Origin of the sequence: Streptomyces sp. CA-250714, assembly GCF_050936705.1 — a bacterium.
Classification (GTDB): domain Bacteria; phylum Actinomycetota; class Actinomycetes; order Streptomycetales; family Streptomycetaceae; genus Streptomyces.
On sequence record NZ_JBNJMI010000001.1, the window covers coordinates 2,427,478 to 2,443,714 of the forward strand.

The 16,237-nt window shown below is 71.7% G+C and carries 9 protein-coding genes and 1 pseudogene; 3 read left to right on the plus strand and 7 right to left on the minus strand.

Annotated elements, in window-relative coordinates; genetic code table 11:
* Positions 1-24 precede the first annotated feature (24 nt).
* The 6 genes from serA to ACQEU8_RS10595 all read right to left on the minus strand — a co-directional run bounded on the left by serA (position 25) and on the right by ACQEU8_RS10595 (position 10,233).
* The gene (gene serA / locus ACQEU8_RS10570; protein WP_433099188.1) at positions 25-1,614 is read right to left on the minus strand and encodes a phosphoglycerate dehydrogenase; all 1,590 of its coding nucleotides are present in this window, start codon (positions 1,612-1,614) and stop codon (positions 25-27) included.
* A gap of 214 nt (positions 1,615-1,828) precedes the next feature.
* Positions 1,829-2,827, minus strand: a complete 999-nt coding sequence (ilvC, locus tag ACQEU8_RS10575; RefSeq protein WP_433099190.1) for a ketol-acid reductoisomerase — start codon at positions 2,825-2,827, stop codon at positions 1,829-1,831.
* Positions 2,828-2,908: 81 nt separating this feature from the next.
* Positions 2,909-3,433 carry an acetolactate synthase small subunit gene (ilvN, locus tag ACQEU8_RS10580; protein ID WP_099884516.1) on the minus strand — a complete coding sequence of 175 codons (525 nt, stop codon included), beginning with the start codon at positions 3,431-3,433 and terminating at the stop codon, positions 2,909-2,911.
* 29 nt (positions 3,434-3,462) lie between these two features.
* Positions 3,463-5,325, minus strand: a complete 1,863-nt coding sequence (locus tag ACQEU8_RS10585) for an acetolactate synthase large subunit (RefSeq protein WP_433099193.1) — start codon at positions 5,323-5,325, stop codon at positions 3,463-3,465.
* 282 nt (positions 5,326-5,607) lie between these two features.
* On the minus strand, positions 5,608-8,916 hold the full coding sequence (locus ACQEU8_RS10590) for a putative bifunctional diguanylate cyclase/phosphodiesterase (RefSeq protein ID WP_433099195.1): 3,309 nt from the start codon (positions 8,914-8,916) through the stop codon (positions 5,608-5,610).
* A 339-nt stretch (positions 8,917-9,255) separates the two neighbouring features.
* The gene (locus ACQEU8_RS10595; RefSeq protein ID WP_433099197.1) at positions 9,256-10,233 is read right to left on the minus strand and encodes a 2-hydroxyacid dehydrogenase; all 978 of its coding nucleotides are present in this window, start codon (positions 10,231-10,233) and stop codon (positions 9,256-9,258) included.
* Positions 10,234-10,350: 117 nt separating this feature from the next.
* Here ACQEU8_RS10595 and ACQEU8_RS10600 point away from each other — a divergent pair, with 117 nt between their 5' ends.
* The 3 genes and pseudogenes from ACQEU8_RS10600 to ACQEU8_RS10610 form a co-directional block, all read left to right on the plus strand.
* Complete coding sequence (locus tag ACQEU8_RS10600) at positions 10,351-11,346, plus strand: aldo/keto reductase (protein WP_433099199.1); 996 nt, start codon at positions 10,351-10,353, stop codon at positions 11,344-11,346.
* 192 nt (positions 11,347-11,538) lie between these two features.
* Positions 11,539-12,702 (plus strand): PQQ-dependent sugar dehydrogenase, encoded by a 1,164-nt coding sequence (locus ACQEU8_RS10605; protein WP_433099201.1) that lies wholly within the window; start codon positions 11,539-11,541, stop codon positions 12,700-12,702.
* Between the two features lie 10 nt (positions 12,703-12,712).
* Positions 12,713-12,799, plus strand: a pseudogene (locus ACQEU8_RS10610) (DUF6191 domain-containing protein); the annotation flags it as partial.
* Between the two features lie 55 nt (positions 12,800-12,854).
* Here the strand turns inward: ACQEU8_RS10610 and ACQEU8_RS10615 are convergent.
* The gene (locus ACQEU8_RS10615) at positions 12,855-16,208 is read right to left on the minus strand and encodes an AAA family ATPase (protein WP_433099203.1); all 3,354 of its coding nucleotides are present in this window, start codon (positions 16,206-16,208) and stop codon (positions 12,855-12,857) included.
* Between the last annotated feature and the right edge of the window lie 29 nt (positions 16,209-16,237).

Here is a 16,237-nt window from a genome sequence, read left to right on the forward strand (position 1 = left end):
CTACGCGCGGCCCTCTCCGATGCGTCACTCCGTCAAATTGACAGCCCGAGCATGCGTGGCGCCGATCTCTTCGGCGATCTCGGACAGAACCGAGGCGCCGATGGTGTCGTCCACCGTCAGCGCGACCAGCGCCTCGCCGCCCTCCTCCGCACGGGAGACCTGCATGCCGGCGATGTTGATGCCCGACTCGCCCAGGATGCGGCCGACGGTGCCGACGACGCCGGGCCGGTCGCTGTAGCGCAGGAACGCCATGTGCTCGGCGACCGCGAGGTCCACACCGTGCTCGTTGATGGCGACGATCTTCTGGAGGTGCTTGGGCCCGGACAGCGTGCCGGACGCGGAGACCTCCTCGCCGTTGGCGAGGGTGCCGCGTACGGTCACCACGTTACGGTGCTCGGCGGACTCGCTGGAGGTGGTCAGCCGCACCTCGACACCGCGCTCCTGCGCGAACAGCGGCGCGTTGACGTAGGAGACCGTCTCGTCCACCACGTCCTCGAACACGCCCTTGAGCGCGGAGAGTTCCAGCACCTTGACGTCGTGCTGGGTGATCTCGCCGTACACCTCGACATCCAGCCGGACGGCGACCTCGCCGGCCAGCGCGGTGAAGATCCGGCCCAGCTTCTCGGCGAGCGGCAGCGCCGGGCGTACGTCCTCGGCGATGACCCCGCCCTGCACATTGACCGCGTCCGGCACCAGCTCGCCCGCCAGCGCCAGCCGCACCGACTTGGCGACCGCGATACCCGCCTTCTCCTGCGCCTCACCGGTGGAGGCGCCCAAGTGCGGGGTGCACACGACCTGGTCGAAGGCGAACAGCGGGGAGTCGGTGCACGGCTCGGAGGCGTACACGTCCAGGCCCGCGCCCGCCACGCGGCCCTCCTTCAGCGCCGCCGCCAGCGCCTCCTCGTCCACGATGCCGCCACGCGCCGCGTTGACGAGACGCACATTGGGCTTGACCTTGTGCAGCGCCTCGTCACCGATGAGACCGAGGGTCTCGGGGGTCTTGGGCAGGTGGACGGTGATGAAGTCCGCGACCTGGAGCAGCTCGTCCAGCGAGAGCAGTTTGACGCCCATCTGCGCGGCCCGCGCGGGCTGCACGAACGGGTCGTAGGCGACGACCTTCATCCCGAACGCCGACATCCGCTGCGCGACCAGCACCCCGATCCGGCCGAGGCCGACGACGCCGAGCGTCTTCTCGCTCAGCTCGACGCCGGTGTACTTGCTGCGCTTCCACTCGCCGTTCTTGAGCGCGGCGTTGGCCTGCGGGATGTTGCGGGCGGTCGCGATGAGCAGCCCGCAGGCCAGCTCGGCGGCGGTGACGATGTTGGAGGTCGGAGCATTGACCACCATCACGCCGGCCTTGGTGGCGGCCGGTACGTCCACGTTGTCGAGCCCGACGCCGGCGCGGGCGACCACCTTGAGCTTGTGCGCCGCGGCCACGGCCTCGGCGTCGATCTTGGTGGCGGAGCGGACGAGGACGGCGTCCACATCGGCGAGAGCGGGGAGGAGTTCGTCGCGGTTGGCACCGTCACAGTGCCGGATCTCGAAATCCGGCCCCAGCGCTTCGACGGTCGCGGGCGACAGCTCTTCGGCGATGAGTACTACGGGCTTGCTCACGTGGTCTCCAAATTCTTGGGACGGCGCGTTTCCCTGCGGGTTCCCTGTGGGGCGGGATCCCTCCCGGAGGGAGTCTTGGGGGGAGGGGCGGGAGGGGGGCAGACGCACGACGCTGTGAGCCTGTGGCTCAGCAGTCTATCGGCGGGAGCTCAAGGCTGTGGGCAATCGTTCCGCGCCTCGGGCGGACCGATTGCCCACAACCAGGGGTGAGGGGTTACTTCTCCTCGTCGACCCAGCTCATCAGCCCGCGCAGCTTCTTGCCCGTGTTGGCCAGCAGGCTGTCCTCGTCGGCCTTCTTGTACTCGTTGTACTTGGGCAGGCCCGCGTTGTACTCGGCCATCCAGTTGTTGGCGAAGGAGCCGTCCTGGATCTCGCCGAGGATCTTCTTCATCTCGGCCCGCGTCTGCTCGTTGATCACACGCGGACCCGAGACGTAGTCGCCCCACTCGGCGGTCTCGGAGACGGACCAGCGCATCTTCTCCAGACCGCCCTCGTACATGAGGTCCACGATCAGCTTCAGCTCGTGGAGGCACTCGAAGTACGCGATCTCCGGCTGGTAGCCGGCCTCGACCAGGGTGTCGAAGCCCGCCTTGACCAGCGCGGCCGTACCACCGCACAGCACGGCCTGCTCACCGAACAGGTCGGTCTCGGTCTCCTCGGTGAAGGTGGTCTTGATGACGCCGGCCCGGGTGCCGCCGATCGCCTTGGCGTACGACAGCGCCAGCGCGAACGCGTTGCCGCTCGCGTCCTGCTCGACGGCCGCGATGCACGGCACGCCGCGCCCCTCCTCGTACTGGCGGCGGACCAGGTGGCCCGGACCCTTGGGGGCGACCATGCAAACGTCGACGGAGGCCGGGGGCTTGATGAAGCCGTAGCGGATGTTCAGGCCGTGGCCGAAGAAGAGGGCGTCGCCGTCCTTGAGATGGGGGGCGATGGACTCCTCGTAGACCTTGGCCTGGACCGGGTCCGGAACCAGGACCATGATCACGTCCGCTTCCTGGACCGCCTCGGCGGGCGTGGTCACCCGCAGGCCCTGCTCCTCGGCCTTGGCCCGGGACTTCGAGCCCTCGTGCAGGCCGACCCGGACGTCGACGCCCGAGTCACGCAGCGACAGCGCGTGGGCGTGGCCCTGGCTGCCGTATCCGAGGACCGCGACCTTGCGGCCCTGGATGATGGACAGATCGGCGTCGTCGTCGTAGAACAGCTCGGCCACGGGGTGTTTCTCCTTGTACTCAGGTTTGGTGTGCGCCCAACCTACGTGGCCGGGCGGACGGGGTGTGTCCGGGGCGGACGATCAAGCAGAGCGCTCCAGTGCCCTGAGGCTCCGGTCGGTGATGGAGCGGGCGCCGCGCCCTATGGCGATGGTGCCGGACTGCACCAGTTCCTTGATGCCGTACGGCTCCAGCATCCTCAGCATCGCCTCCAGCTTGTCGGCGCTGCCGGTGGCCTCGATGGTGACGGCCTCGGGTGAGACGTCGACCGTCTTGGCGCGGAAGAGCTGGACGATCTCCACGATCTGGGAGCGGGTCTCGCCCTCGGCACGGACCTTGACGAGGACGAGTTCCCGCTGCACCGCGGAGGAGGGCTCCAGTTCAACGATCTTGAGGACGTTGACCAGCTTGTTGAGCTGCTTGGTGACCTGCTCCAGCGGCAGGTCCTCGACGTTCACCACGATGGTGATACGCGAGATGTCGGGGTGCTCGGTGACGCCGACGGCGAGCGAGTCGATGTTGAAGCCGCGACGGGAGAAGAGCGAGGCGATCCTGGCCAGGATGCCGGGGGTGTTCTCCACCAGCACGGAGAGCGTGTGCTTTGACATCTGTCTGTCTTCCGTTCTGCGCAGTCGTCTCAGTCTTCGCTGTCGCCGAAGTCGGGGCGGACGCCACGGGCCGCCATGACCTCGTCGTTGGAGGTGCCGGCCGCCACCATCGGCCAGACCATGGCGTCCTCGTGGACGATGAAGTCGACGACGACGGGCCGGTCGTTGATGGAGTTGGCCTTCTCGATGACCGCGTCGAGCTGCGCGGGGTCCTCGCAGCGGATGCCGACGCAGCCCATGGCCTCGGCGAGCTTGACGAAGTCGGGGACGCGGGTGCCGCGGCTCGGCTCGCCCTCCTCGCCGTTGTGCAGAACGGTGTTGGAGTAGCGCTGGTTGTAGAAGAGGGTCTGCCACTGGCGGACCATGCCCAGGGCGCCGTTGTTGATGATGGCCACCTTGATGGGTGCGCCGTTGAGTGCGGCGGTGACCAGCTCCTGGTTGGTCATCTGGAAGCAGCCGTCGCCGTCGATGGCCCACACCGCGCGGTCGGGCATGCCGACCTTGGCGCCGAGGGCCGCGGGGACGGCGTAGCCCATGGTGCCCAGGCCGCCGGAGTTGAGCCAGGTGGCGGGCTGGTCGTAGGTGACGTAGTGCGCCGCCCACATCTGGTGCTGGCCGACGCCGGCGGCGAAGATCGTGCCCTCCGGGGCCAGCTCGCCGATGCGCTGGATGACCTGCTGCGGGGCCAGCGAGCCGTCCTCGGGCAGGTCGTAGCCGAGCGGGTAGGTCTCCCGCCAGCGGTTGAGCATCGTCCACCACTCGGCGTAGCGGTCGCCCGGCGCACCGGGGTGCTCGGCCGCCTCGGCCTGGAGGGCGACGACGAGGTCGGCCAGCACCTCGCGGGCGTCGCCGACGATCGGCACATCAGCCGCCCGGTTCTTGCCGATCTCGGCGGGGTCGATGTCGGCGTGCACGATCTTGGCGTACGGCGCGAAGGAGTCGAGCTTGCCGGTGACGCGGTCGTCGAAGCGGGCGCCGAGCGCGACGATCAGGTCGGCCTTCTGCAGCGCGGTGACGGCGGCGACGGTGCCGTGCATGCCGGGCATCCCCAGGTGCTGCGGGTGGCTGTCGGGGAAGGCGCCAATGCCCATCAGGGTGGTGGTCACCGGGGCGCCGGTCAGCTCGGCGAGCACCTTCAGCTCGGCCGTGGCGCCCGCCTTCAGGACGCCGCCGCCGACGTAGAGCACGGGACGCTGGGCCTCGGCGAGCAGCTTGGCGGCCTCGCGGATCTGCTTGCCGTGCGGCTTGGTCACCGGGCGGTAGCCGGGCAGCTCGGTGGTGGGCGGCCACTGGAAGGTGGTCTCGCCCTGGAGCGCGTCCTTGGCGATGTCGACCAGCACCGGGCCGGGGCGCCCGGTGGAGGCGATGTGGAACGCCTCGGCGATCACCCGGGGGATCTCGTCGGGGTCCCTGACCAGGAAGTTGTGCTTGGTGACCGGCATCGAGATGCCGCAGATGTCGGCCTCCTGGAAGGCGTCCGTGCCGATCGCACCCGAGGCGACCTGACCGGTGATGGCGACCAGCGGCACGGAGTCCATATGTGCGTCGGCGAGCGGGGTGACCAGATTGGTGGCGCCGGGGCCCGAGGTGGCCATGCAGACGCCGACCTTGCCGGTGGCCTGCGCGTAGCCGGTGGCCGCGTGTCCCGCACCCTGCTCGTGACGGACCAGGATGTGCTGGACCCGCGAGGAGTCCATCATCGGGTCGTAGGCGGGCAGGATGGCGCCACCGGGAATGCCGAATACGGTGTCGGCGCCGACTTCCTCGAGAGCACGGATGAGGGACTGGGCGCCCGTGATGCGGAGGGCGGCCTGGGCCTGAACGGAATTGGGCTGTCCGCTGTTGCGGGCCCGCGGCTGCGGTTTCGGGGCCCCGGTGGCCTGTTCGGTCATCGGCTTATCTCTTCTCGGAGAGTGAGGGTTGACGCTCGTGGTGGGGATTGACGCTCGTTTTGGGCGGGTTTTTCGGGCTACCGCTGGTTCGTGCCCAGGTGCTGGTGCAACAAAAAACCCCCCGTGCCGTGAGGCAAGCGAGGGGAGCGCGCCGCTGGTGGACGCGGGATGGATGGGTCCCGCGGTCAGCCGACGCGCTGTCCAAGTACGAGAATTCGGGTGCGCATGGCACTGACCTTCTCCCCGTCAAGCCCCAAGTGTCAAGTGTGTGGGACAGCCGTCTCAGCATTTGGGCGACGCTGACGAATGCGTCAGCGGGTCCACGCCCTCCTGCCGTACGGCCAGCGAGCCCGCACTCCGCGCCGCGGGCACCCCCGCCGCGACGGCCACGGCCGCGTCCCGGCCCTCCGGGTGCTCCTCGCCGTACCCGGAGGCCCCACCGCTGCGGGTGGATTCGGGCACCGCGTAGACCCCGCGGGCGAGCGCCGTACGCAGCCGGTGCTCGTCCAGCGGCCCGGAGAAGACCGCACCCTGACCGTGCGTGCATCCCATCTCACGCAGCAGCGTGGCCTGCTCCGGCAGGTCGACGCCCTCCGCGACGGTGGTCAGGCCCAGGTCCCCGGCGATCCGCAGCAGCCCGGCGGTGATCTTGCGCTGCCGGGTGGACTCCAGGATCCCGTCCGTCAGCCCGCGGTCCAGCCGCAGGATGTCCACCGGGAGCCTGCGCAGCGCCGAGATCGCCGCGTAGCCGCTGCCGAAGCCGTCCAGCGAGATCAGCACCCCGAGCCGGCGCAGCGCCGTCAGCCGCCGCTCCAACTCGTCCAGCGGGATCCGCGGGTCGCTGTCCGACAGCTCCAGGATCAGCGCGCCCGGAGCGCCCGGCACCCCGGCATTGGCCGCGGGGGCACCCAGCGCGGTGCCGCCGGTGGGGCCCGGCGCCGCCGCCAGACCGTGCCGGGCCAGCAGGGCACCGATCGAGTGCGGCTCCATGCCCGGCTCGGTCAGCCGCCGCGCGGGCAGCCGTACGGTCACCGGTGCGCCGTATCCCGCGCGCTGGCGGGCGGCTGCCTGCTGGACCGCCTCCTCCAGCAGCCAGCGGCTCACCTCGGCGGCGCGCTCGCCGCCTGCCCCGCGCGCCTCCCGCGCCGAGGCGCCCTCGGTACGCAGGAACTCCGCGGGGGTGAACAGGATGCCCTGGGCCGAACGCCAGCGCGCCTCGGCGGCGATGGCGGTGATCTTGCCGCTGGCCAGCTCGACGATCGGCTGGTGCAGCAGCGCGAACTCGCCGTCGTGCAGCGCGCTGCGCAGCCGCGCAGCCAGCTCGGCGCGCTTGACCACCTCGGCCTGCATCTGCGGCGCGTACAGCTCCACCCGGCCCTTGCCCGCCTGCTTGGCGCGGTACATCGCCAGGTCCGCGTTGCGCATCAGGGAGCTGGGTGTGATGCCGGGCTCGGCGAAGGCGATTCCGATGGAGGCTGCGACCCGCACCTCCGTGCCCTCGACGCGGTACGGGTCGGAGAGGGTGATCCGCAGCCGGTCGGCGATGTCGTGGATGCGCAGCTCGCGCTCGGCATCCGGCATCCGGCCCGGCTCGCCGTCGCCCCGGATCAGTACGGCGAACTCGTCGCCGCCCAGTCGCGCCGCGGTGTCGCCGGAGCGTACGGAGTCGTGCAGCCGCCGCGCCGCCTGCACCAGCAGCTCGTCGCCCGCCTGGTGGCCGACGGTGTCGTTGACCGCCTTGAAGCCGTCCAGGTCGATGAAGAGCACGGCCGTGCCGCAGTCGCCGCCACGGCGGCCGCCGATGGCCTGCCGGACCCGCTCGGTGAACAGCGCGCGGTTGGGCAGATCGGTGAGCGCGTCGTGCGAGGCGTTGTGCTGCAACTGTGCCTGGAGTCTCACCCTTTCGGTGACGTCCCGGCTGTTGAAGATCAGCCCGCCCTGGTAGCGGTTGACCGTGGACTCGACGTTGAGCCAGTGCCCGTCGCCGTGCCGGAAGCGGCACTCGATGCGGGTGCTGGACTCCTGGTCCGCCGAGGTGGCCAGGAAGCGGCGCAGCTCGTGGTTGACCTGTCCCAGGTCCTCGGGGTGGACGAGGGAGGAGAGTTCACAGCCCACCATGTCCTCGGCGTCCCGCCCGTAGACCCCGGCCGCCGCCGGTGAGACGTAACGGAGCATGCCGGTGGCCGCGGTGATCATGATCACGTCGCTGGAGCCCTGTACCAGGGAACGGAAGTGGTTCTCCTTCTGTGCCAGCTCCCGCGTCAGCGTGATGTTGTCCAGCAGCATGATGCCCTGGCGCAGCACCAGCGCGAGGACGACGGTGCAGCCGGTATAGAGGACGACACGGTCGATGTCGTGGCCGTCCACCGAGTTGTAGAGGATCCCCAGCGTGCACACGGCGGCCGCCAGATACGGCGTCAGCGCGCTCAGCGAGCCGGAGATGGGGCGGCTGGGGTGGGTGGCCCGCGCCTCGGCCTCCCGGTCCGTGGCGGCCAGCGGCTGCGGCGGAACCTCCTCCACCTTGCCCCTCTTGTCACTGTCGCCGTTCTTGTTGTTCTTACCGCTCCTGCCCACCCACGGCGCGTAGGCGAGGAGCAGCGAGCCGGCGAACCACCCGGCGTCCAGCAGCTGCCCGGAGGCGTAGTGCTCACGCAGCATCGGCGAGGTGAACAGCGCGTCGCACAGCACCGTGAGGGCGAGCGCCCCGATCGCCGTGTTGATGGCGCTGCGGTGCGCAGAGGAGCGCCTGAAGTGCAGTGCCAGCACCATGCTGACGAGCACGATGTCCAGCAGTGGATACGCCAGGTTGAGGGCCGCCCTGGCCACCGAGTCGCCCGCCCAGTAGGACGTGTGGGCCAGCGCGAGCGACCAGGAGAGGGTCAGCAGCGAGCCGCCGATGAGCCAGGCGTCGAGGCCGAGGCACACCCATCCGGCCCGGGTCACCGGGCGCTTGGCCAGCACCAGCAGCCCCACGATGGCGGGCGGCGCGAACAGCAGGAAACAGAAGTCGGCGAGGGAGGGGCGCGGCACCTGCTGGCCGAGTACCAGTTCGTACCAGCCCCATACCGCGTTGCCGAGTCCCGCCATCAGTGAGGAGACCCCGAAGAGCACCCAGGCCGGGCGGCTGGCCTCCATCCGGGCGCGCGTCGGCGTCGGCCGGCTCGCGGCGGCCTGCGCGGCCTCCCGGCGCTGGGTGTGCGCGTACCACAGGCATGAGCAGCCGGCCAGCAGGGCGGCGGCGCTGAGACCGAAGTCGCCCATGAACACGGCGACGGTTTCCGAGCCCCAGCCGAAGGCGGCGCCCACGGCGTAGACCGCGCAGACCACGATGAGCGCCAGCTGCGGCAGCAGACCGACGCGTCCACCGGCGCCGGAGCCTCCTCCGCACGGCTCCGACGATGTCGACCGTGCCGGCAACGCCGGCCGGGTCGGGCGGATCGCCCGCAACGGCTGCGTCGGCCTGTTGTGCCGGGTCTGCCTCGGGTGCGGCGCGTGCCGCGTCGTCTCGTCCCTGGTCGCGCCGGTGGGGCGGGTGGTGGGCGCGCTGCTCCAGTACGGGCCCCGCCTGGGGGCCGCTTCATGGGTAGTCATCGCGCCACCCGTGGAGACGGGGGCCACTTGACCGAGCCGGCCCGGCCGTTACGGGACGCGTACGGCGATACGCCGCAACGCGGGTGTTGTGCTTGGCAGTTGGGATGTCCGCGGGCGCTGTCCTTGCGTCCCGCGCGGCAGTTCGTCCGTTGATCGTGCATTCGCCCGTCGCCCCCCTCGTGTCCGGGTTTCGCCCCCCGATCGGGACGATACACCAGGTTCGTCACTCAGGGACATAGTCCCGATACAGACCGTAACCATAAGAGGGAGGCTCGGTACAGGGTGCAGTCGTACGGATCCGTAGCGTGGTCTGTGACGGCCTCGGGGTGTTTACGGGAACTACGTCACGGCCACCGTGTTCTCCAGCTCCTCACCGGCCGCCCAGCGCCTCAGCTGCGCGCCGAGCAGTCTGCTGGCACGGGGACGGAACGCGGAAGTGATCCCTCCGAGGTGCGGAGTGATCAGGACACCCGGCGTCCGCCACAGGGGATGATCCTTGGGCAGGGGTTCCGGATCGGTCACATCCAGTGCTGCCCGCAGCCGCCCCGGAACGCCGTCCTCCGCGCCGAGCGCCGAGGCGGGGGTGCCGGTCTCGGCCAGCAGCGCCTCGGTGTCGACCACGGCCCCCCGTGCGACGTTGACCAGCAGCGCGCCGTCCTTCATCCGGGCGAGGAAGTCCGCGTCCACCAAGCCGCGGGTCTGATCGGTCAGCGGGGTCGCCAATATCACGACATCCGCCTGCGGGAGGAGTTCCCCGATCTCGCTCAGCGGTCTGACCGGACCCAGCGGAGCGTTCCGCGCCGAGCGGGCGACACGGTGTACGGCGGCCACCTCGAAGGGCAGCAGTCGCTTCTCTATCGCCTCGCCCACCGCGCCGTATCCGACGATCAGTACCGTGCGGTCCGCGAGCGCGGGACGGAAGTCCGGCAGCCACTCGCCGCGGTCCTGCGCACGGACGGATCCGGGCAGGTCACGCAGGGAGCCGAGGGTCAGCGCCAGGGCGAGCTCCGCGGTGCTCGCGTCGTGCACGCCGCGGGCGTTGCACACCCGCGTTCCGGTGGGGAGGCGTGGGATGGCGGAAGCGATGTGGTCGATCCCCGCGGTGAGGGTCTGGACGACCCTGACGCCCGTCATTCGCGCGAGCGGCCGTACGGCAATCTCGGCACCCACGTAATAGGGAACGACGTAGAAGGCACAGTCGGCCGGGTCCGCGGGGAACTCCTGCTCTCCAGCCCAGTAGCGGTACGTCAGGGTGTCCGGCAGGCCCTCGACGCTCTCGGGCGGGAGCGCGAGCCAGATCTCCGTCGCATCAGCCATGGGGAGAGACTAGTCGGGGGCTCCGCCAGGCAAAGTGGCCGGTGGGGTCGGAACGAACGTGTGTGGCACCGGGGGCAACCGTTACGTTGGGGGCCGTTCGGAGGGAGCGGGAACCAGGTGGAGCGCAGGACAATTGGTGCGGCAGCTCTCGGCGTAGGCGCCGTGGGCCTCGGCTGTATGCCGATGAGCTGGGCCTACTCCACCTCCGAGCAGCACGGTGAGAGCTCCCTGCGCGCGGTGCACACCGCGCTGGACGCGGGGATGTCGTTGCTGGACACCGCCGACATGTACGGCCCCTTCACCAACGAGCTGCTGATCGGACGCGCGATGAAGGAGCGGCGCTGCGAAGCGTTCGTCTCCACCAAGTGCGGGCTGCTGGTGGGCGAGCAGCACATCGTCGCCAACGGCCGTCCCAGTTACGTCAGACGCGCCTGCGACGCCTCGCTGCGCAGGCTGCAGACCGATGTGATCGACCTCTACCAGCTGCACCGTGCCGACCCCGAGGTACCGATCGAGGAGACCTGGGGTGCGATGGCCGAGCTCGTGACAGCGGGCAAGGTACGCGCGCTGGGCTTCTGTGCCGTCGGCGCCCGCGCGGACCGGCGGGCGGGCGCCGGGATCCACGACGGGACCATACGGCAGCTCGAACGCGTCCAGCAGGTGTTCCCGGTCAGCGGTGTGCAGGCCGAGCTGTCGGTGTGGTCGCGGGAGGCGCTGGAGACCCTGCTGCCCTGGTGCGAGGAGCGCGGCATCGGGTTCCTGGCCGCGATGCCGCTGGGCAACGGCTATTTGACCGGGGCGCTCACCACCGGGGGCGGCTTCGAGCCCGACGACGTACGCGCACGGCATCCCCGCTTCACCGCGGAGATGATGGCCGCCAACCAGCCCATCGTCGCCGGCCTGCGCCGGGTGGCCCGCCGCCATGGCAACGCCACCCCCGCGCAGATCGCCCTCGCCTGGGTCCTCGCCCAGGGCCGCCATGTGATCCCCGTTCCCGGCACGAAGAAGGCCCACTGGGTCGCGGAGAACGCCCGCGCGGCCAGCCTGGTGCTCACCGCGGAGGACCTCGCGGAAATCGCCGCCCTTCCCACGGCGCGGGGTTCGTGGGACTAGCGCGTGCGCCCCGTAAGGGGCGCGGGGAACTGCGCGAGAAACCACAGCCGACCCGCAGATCGCGGACAGCGGGCAGCGGGCACCCCCTCCCGGCCCTCCCGGCAGGGTGCAACTCGCGTCTCCGGGCGGGAGTGGGGGGCAATGTGGTCCCCTGTGAGGGAGCCGCTTTCCAGGGGATGAGGGAGCCACAAGGTGCGACGTACGACAGGTTTGAGCATCGGAGTGGCCTGCGCGCTGGCGCTGAGCGCGGGGTGTTCCGGCGGGGACGGCGACGGCTCGAAGGCCGGGCCCTCGCGTGAGGGGGGAAGTTCGCCCGCCACCTCGGCGCCGAAGGGTGCACCGGCCAAGGGATCCGTGAAGGTGGTCAAGACCCTCACGACCGGCCTCAAGTCCCCATGGGGGCTGGCGCCGTTGCCCGGCGGCGATCTGCTGGTCTCCTCGCGGGACACCGGAAAGATCCTCCGTATCGACGCCGACAGCGGCAAGAAGACCGAGGTCGGCACCGTGCCGGGGGTGGAACCCGGCGGCGAGGGCGGGCTGATGGGGCTGGCCGTTCCGCCGGACGGGGCGCAGGCCGGGAAGATGGTGTACGCGTACTTCACCTCCGCGTCCGACAACCGCATCGTGCGGATGGTCTACGACGACAAGAAGGACCCCGGCGACCAGCTGGGCGCGCCGGACACCATCCTCAAGGGCATCCCCAAGGGCCTGCTCCACAACGGCGGGCGGATCGCGTTCGGCCCCGACAAGATGCTCTACGCCGGGACCGGCGAGTCCGGCGACGGCGATCTGGCGCAGGACAAGAAGTCGCTCGGCGGCAAGATCCTGCGGATGACGCCCGAGGGTGAGCCGGCCGGGCACGGCAACCCGGAGCCGGACTCGGTCGTCTACAGCTGGGGGCACCGCAATGTGCAGGGCCTGGACTGGGACCGGGACAAGCGGCTGTGGGCCTCCGAGTTCGGGCAGGACACCTGGGACGAGCTCAATCTGATCGAACCGGGCAAGAACTACGGCTGGCCGGACGCCGAGGGCCGAAGCAGCGACAAGCGCTTCAAGAACCCCGTCGAGCAGTGGCGCACCGCCGAGGCGTCCCCCAGCGGGCTGGCCGTCGTCAAGGGTTCGGTGTGGATGGCGGGGCTGCGCGGCGAGCGGCTGTGGCGCATCCCGCTCAAGGGCGCGGAACCCGCGGCCACCCCTCAGGCGTTCCTGGAGGAGAAGTACGGACGGCTCCGGACGGTCGTCGCCGACCACGGCACCGGTGGTGGTGACGGACTCTGGCTGGTCACGAGCGAGACCGACGGGCGTGGCTCACCGGAGAAGGGGGACGACCGCATCCTGCGACTCAAGGTGCGCTGAGGATGGTCAGATGTTCAACCTGATAGAGGAGCTGTTCTCGCCGAGCCGGAAACACACGGACGACGAGCAGCGGCGGCTGGAGCACACCCGGGTCCAGGAAGGCAGCACCGACCCCGGCAAGGGGCCGATCGATCTGTCCTCGGGCCAGGTGCTCATCCGTCCACCCGGGCAACGGGCCGTCCCGGAGTCGGAGCCGGAACCTGCGGCTTCGGGGACGGCACCTGGCCCGGATCGGTCGGCGGCAGCGGAGCCGCGGACCGCCGAGCCGCCGGGGACCGCCCCGGCACCGACGGATCCGGCACCGGATCCGTCGCAGGCCGCGTAGCCGCCCCGGACGGCGCCGCGGACTCCGGCGCGGCCGGCGTCGCCGCGGGGCTGAGGGCGTTCGGGCCGACCAGTCGCAGCCGGAATGCCATCGCGGCCGCCTCGCCGCGCGTCGCGACGCCCAGCTTGGCGAGGATGTTGGAGACGTGCACGCTCGCCGTCTTCGGGGCGATGTACAGCCGTTCGGCTATCTGCCGGTTGCTGCGGCCCTCGGCGACCAGTTCCAGTACGGCACGCTCACGCCGGGTGAGCCCGAACGACTCGGCCGGGTCGGCGGGTGGCGCGGGTGCCGCCGGTGCCGGGGCGTGCTCGGCGCCGGTCCCGCCGCCCTCACCCTGCTCGCCGTCGAGGGCGATCCGCGCACGGAGCGCGAGCTGCTCGGCCTCGGCCCGCAGCGGCGCCGCACCCAGTCGTACGGCGGTGGAGTGGGCCTGCCGCAGCAGCTCCTGGGGCAGCCGGGAGTCGCGTCGTGCGCCGCCGCCCTCCAGCAGCGCCTCGGCCCAGCGCAGCCGGGCGCGGGCCAGCGGACAGGGCCGGCCCACCGGTTCCAGTGCCAGCGCCGCCGCCTCCCACAGCTGCGGCTCGCTCCGCCCCGCCGCCCGCTGCAACTCGGCCTCCAGCAGCAGCGCGTGGCCCTCCCACACCGGCGCGGGCCGGGGCAGCCCGTGGGCCGCGTTGCGCAGGTCGGCCAGCACCCGGGCCCGGTCCCGCTCGGCGTCCGGCAGTCCGCGCAGCTCCGCCTCGTAGGCCGCGGCGGCGCACAACAGCGCCCAGGCGTACGGGTGGGCGCCCGGCGGGAAGCCCTCCGCCAGCGCGGCGGCCAGCTCGGTGCGGGCCTTCGCCATCTCGCCGCGCTCGGCGGCCAGCGTCATGGTGAAGTACCGCAGCGCCACCACCTTCTGCGGCTCGTTGGCCGGGGAGGAGCCCATGGTGGCCACCGCTTCCTCGACGGCGTTCGCCAGTCCGGGCAGGTCGCCCCGGTCGCGGGCCAGCCGGGCGCGGAGCAGCGCGACCCAGGCGCGTACATCGGCGACGCGCGCCGCGGCTCCGGCCCGGTCGAGGAGTTCGGCCGCGCGCTCCCACTCCCCCGTCGACAGCAGCGCCTCGGCCTGCCCAGCGAGGGCTCCGGCATAGGAGTTGGGGCGACCGCGCCTGCGGGCGACGTGGACCGCGCGGGCGGCTTCTTCGGCGGCCTGCGCCGAGCGGCCCACCGCTTCCAGCTCGCCGGCGATGTTGATGGCGGCGCAGGTCAGCACGGAGGTGAACCCCGCCTCGTCCGCCTCGTCCCGCGCCCGGGCCAGCTCGGTCAGGCCTTCCTCCAGTCGGCCGGAGCCGGCGAGCAGGGTGCCCAGGGTGACCCTGGCCTCCAGCTCGATGGCGGTCGCTCCCACTACCCGGGCCAGCTCGACCGCACGGACGGCCGTCGCCAGCGCCTCCCGCCCCGGGCGGTGCACCATGCCCCAGCCGGCGGCGCCGGCGAGCACCTCCGCGTGCACGGCGGACGGCGGCAGTCCGCGGACCAGCTCCTGCGCCTTGGCGATCTGCGTCCAGCCGTCGCCCTTGCCGATGTCCTCCACCAGCATCCCCATCCGCAGCTGGAACCAGGCGCAGGTGAGCGGGTCCTCGGCCTCGTCCAGCCGGGCCAGCGCGCGGCGGGTGAGCACCTTGGCGCGGGCCACGTCGCCGCTGATCCGGGCGGCGACGACGGCCTCGGCGAGGACCTCGACGAAGTGCGGCGGCCGGGAGAGACAGTGCGCGCGGGCGCCACCCGGGCGGTCAGCGGCGGGGAAGGTGCGCGGGTTCCGCAGGGCCGGCAGTTCGGCCCTGGCCTCCGCGGGCACCTCGTCCCACAACTCGATGACGCGCTCCAGGAGTTGGTGCTCCTCCGCGTACGCGTGCCGGTGCCGGGCCTCGACGGATGCGGAGAGTGCCGCGGGCAGCGCCTTGGCCGCGTCCCGGCTGCGGTGCCAGTAGTGCGCCAGGCGCGCCAGCCGCTCCTCGGCCCGCACCAGCGAAGGCTCCGCCTCCAGTGCTTCCGCGTAGCGGCGGCTGACCTGGGCCAGCTCACCGGGGAGCAGGTCCTCGCGGACGGCCTCGCGCAGCAGGGCGTGCCGGAAGTGGTAGCCCGAGCCGTCCTCGGTGGGGCGCAGCACATTGGCGCCGACCGCCGAGCGCAGGGCTTCCAGCAGCGCGTCCTCGTCCAGCCCGGCGACGGCGGCCAGCAGGCGGTGCTCGACGGCGGAACCGCCGCCCGCGGCGAGCCGCACCACGCGCTGCGCCGGCTCGGGCAGCGCTTCGACCCGGACGAGCAGCAGATCGCGCAGCGAGTCGCTGATGGCGCAGGCGGCCTCGGTGGCGGTCAGCTCCTCGACGAAGAAGGGGATGCCCTCGGAGCGGCGGAAGACCTCCTCGGCCAGTTCACTCGCGGGCTCGGTGCCGTTGATGCCGGTGATCTGGTCGCGTACCTCGGCCCGGGTCAGCCGCGGCAGCTCCAGATGGAGGACGGTACGCAGCCGGTCCTGCTCGGCGAGGAAGGGGCGCAGCGGGTGCCGGCGGTGGATGTCGTCCGTGCGGTAGGTGGCCAGCAGCACGAGCCGGCAGGCGCGTACGGAACGGAAGAGGTAGCCGAGCAGTTCGCGGGTGGAGCGGTCGGCCCACTGGAGGTCTTCGAGGGCGACGACGAGGGTACGGTCGGCGGCCAGCCGCTCCAGCAGCTGCGCCGTCGCCTCGAAGAGCCGGGCGCGTCCGCCGTCGGCGCCGTCGTCGTACTCCTCACGCTGCGGCGCCGCCGGCCCTGGCACCGCCAGGTCGGGGAGCAGCCGGGCCAGTTCGGCTTCGCGGCCCTCGGCGGCGGCTGCGAGGGCAGCGGGCGGCACGGCGCTGCGCAGGCCGCGCAGCGCCGTGGTGAAGGGCGCGAAGGGGAGGCCGTCCGCACCCAGTTCGAGACAGCCGCCGAGGGTGGTGACACCGCCCGCCGCGCGGGCCCGCTCCAGGAACTCCTCCAGGAGCCGGGTCTTGCCCACGCCCGCCTCGCCGCCCAGGAGCAGCGCCTGGGGCGCGCCCGTACCGGCGGCTGCGAGGGCCTCGGTGAGTGCGGCCAGTTCGGCGGTGCGGCCGACGAACACGGGGCTGACAGTGGTTTGCAGGGGCACGTGGCTCAGCATCGCATCCGGCACCGGCATAGGGCACCTGCCTTATCCGCGGCTGCCCT

Coding starts and splice junctions, on each gene's coding strand:
- ilvN (WP_099884516.1), bottom strand. CDS start 3,433: ATGTCAAAGCACACGCTCTCCGTGCTGGTGGAGAACACCCCCGGCATC.
- ACQEU8_RS10585 (WP_433099193.1), bottom strand. CDS start 5,325: ATGACCGAACAGGCCACCGGGGCCCCGAAACCGCAGCCGCGGGCCCGC.
- ACQEU8_RS10590 (WP_433099195.1), bottom strand. CDS start 8,916: ATGACTACCCATGAAGCGGCCCCCAGGCGGGGCCCGTACTGGAGCAGC.
- ACQEU8_RS10595 (WP_433099197.1), bottom strand. CDS start 10,233: ATGGCTGATGCGACGGAGATCTGGCTCGCGCTCCCGCCCGAGAGCGTC.
- ACQEU8_RS10615 (WP_433099203.1), bottom strand. CDS start 16,208: ATGCCGGTGCCGGATGCGATGCTGAGCCACGTGCCCCTGCAAACCACT.